The sequence below is a fragment of the Flavobacterium sp. genome (assembly GCF_031363805.1).
Classification (GTDB): domain Bacteria; phylum Bacteroidota; class Bacteroidia; order Flavobacteriales; family Flavobacteriaceae; genus Flavobacterium.
The window spans coordinates 1-2,698 of the sequence record NZ_JANLVD010000010.1; the positions used below are offsets into that span (position 1 = coordinate 1).

Annotated in this window: 1 protein-coding gene; it reads right to left on the minus strand. The window is 33.2% G+C overall.

All coding sequences use genetic code 11. The features are described from left to right. Positions 1–2,595: hypothetical protein (locus RMN92_RS00530; protein ID WP_309607507.1), on the minus strand; the 2,595-nt coding region annotated here is incomplete at its 3' end. Between the last annotated feature and the right edge of the window lie 103 nt (positions 2,596–2,698).

Here is a 2,698-nt window from a genome sequence, read left to right on the forward strand (position 1 = left end):
TCCTGGTGATAAAAATTTTACAATTGGGTCTCTTGAACCTGCACTTGTACCATTCAAATAAATTGGTGTTTTAGAAAACGACCATTCCCAAGTGGCACCTGTATAATCCAAAATACTATAATCGCTGAATTTTATTTCTTGGTTTATACAAATGTCTTTGACATTGGTGGTTGGTTGTGCTACTGGATTGCTTTTTTCGTAAAAAGGAACAGTCTGAACGCCACCTTTTGCACTGGCAACTATCAATCGTTCTTTGTAATACGATGCTTTTAAAAACACTCTTTCTTTTGCTGTTCCAGACATTAAATTCGACGAATAATCAATCCAATCTGGCATGGCGTCGTTGCGATAATAACACTTTGATATTTCGTTTGTAGTTCCTAAAATATACACTCCTCCGTTAGAACCATATTGATGTTGTATTTGTCTAGCACTAAATCCATTTAATGTTGGAGTATTTAAATCAGTCCAAACTTGTCCGCCATCAATGCTTTTAAAAACTCTTGTAGCGTTATTTGAATCTGCACGAGTTAGCCAAATTTCGTTTGCATTGGTTTGAGATACATCAATATAGCATTCAACTCCATCGGGTTTTAGGTTAACATTATTTACTGTCAAGTTACATAAAGTCCAATTTACACCGCCATCAACTGTTTTCCATAAGCCGTCTGAACTTGTTATTACATATAGTACTTTTGAGTCTTTTCGAGATGTTTTTACATCCCAAACTAATGAGCCGAAGTTTTTTAATACCTGGCTAGTTGCTCCGTTATCGTAAGATATTAAAACATTGTTTTCAAAACCAGCATATATAATATTGCTATCGACCGTATTCGAAGTAGTATCACTATTTCTTAAACCGTTTACATATGAATTATTTTCTAATGTAAAAGGGTAAGAGTTTGTAAAAATTGGGTTATAGTCTTCATCAATTTGTTTAAATTGTTTCGGATTCATATCTGCATAAAATAATGAATTTGGCCTACTAAAAATTGATTTTCCAACAGGAGCTTCTCTTATTTCTACTAATAACGATTTTCTATTGTTCCAATTTGGATTAAAAATATCATTGCCATTATGTACTTTTCCGCCACCCATTTGATCGGTATTGAACCCTATGTCAAAACCAAAATAATTCAATGCAAACAATCCTTTACTGGTACTTTTCCAAAGCGAAAGATTGGTAAAATTGTCAGGAGATTCGCCCACACCGCCATCTGTAGATAGTACAACTTTATCGCCCAAAAAAACCATGTCTTGAATATCTGGATGAATTTTTAGCCTTAAAGGACCATAATATCCACCAATTACACTAAAACTTAAACCGCCATCAGTCGATTTAAAAAATGAGCATATGCCTATAAAATAAATATTAACATCAACTGGAGAAATACCAAAAACAAAATCGTAGAAACCTTGAGAAAAGCCAATATTTGTATTAGAAAGGGTTGAAAAATTTTCTCCGTTATTAGTGCTTTTTAATATTTCTACTTTATTATCATTGCCATAAGCTGCAGTACCTGTTAAACAGGCAACAGCAACTAAATCTGGGTTTGCAGCTGTGATCGCTATTAGAAAACCTTTTTTTTGGGTATTTGCCGCATAGTTTGTTGGTTTAATAACCCAAGTTAAACCTGCATCAATGCTTTTATAAAATTCACCTTGATTATTTACAGCATAAGCAATTGTTGAGCTGTTGGGTTTGAACTCAACATCCATAAAATCACCAATTATTTTCTTGTTGAAAGTTGCACCAGCATCAGACGAAACATATACGCCATCATTGGTAGCCGCAAGAATTGTTTGACCATTGTTTGACCAAATAATTTCGTTACAATTAGCCGCAACGGGCAAAACTGTCCAACTTGTGCCACCATTTGAGGTGTATCGAAAGGGGTTACTTGCCAAAATTATCTTATTAGGATCTGTAGGATGAAATGCTGATGAACCGCCATAATCTGCTACAAAAGTCCAATTTGAACCACCATCAGTAGTTTTAAAAATCGAACCTGTTTCGGTAGATGCCAATCTTGTGTTGGTTGCTGATGGAGCAATATCTAAATGGAAGATATTTGTAATTGCTTGGACTTGTTCGTCATTTTCAACAACTTCCATAGTACCAATTTGCTCCCAATTGTTAACTAAAACACTTTTATTTTCCTTTTTTGAATTGGTTGTCGTTCTATTTTTTTCAAAATTTTCGGCTGTTTTGATAAAATCGTTTTTGGTGGGCATTACAATAAATCCTTGTTCATTAATCCAATCGTTTGGAATTTTAACAATAAAATCTAGTGCAAATCGAACAAGTGGATTTTCAGAAGCTCCTTCTTCAAATTTGCTTTCTTTTTCATCAATTCTTTTTTCTTTCTTTTCTTTTTTCTCGGCAATTAGCCAATTACTGAGTTCTGTTTTTAATTCTTTGACGTTAATTTGGTTTGGATTGCCGTACAACTGATTCGCCCAACTAGGTGCATCTTTTGGTTTACTTGGTAAATTAGAAAAGTTGATGTAATCTTTAATACTCATTTTGGTTTCTTGTGAGAAACCATTGATTGTCATTAAAAATAATAGCAATAAATAAATTTTAGTTTTCATGGTTCTATTTTTTAATTACTTTCAAATAGTTGTATTTATCATCTGTTTTATTATGTAATATCACAAAATATAAACCCTCAGCATATTGTTCCATATTTACTTG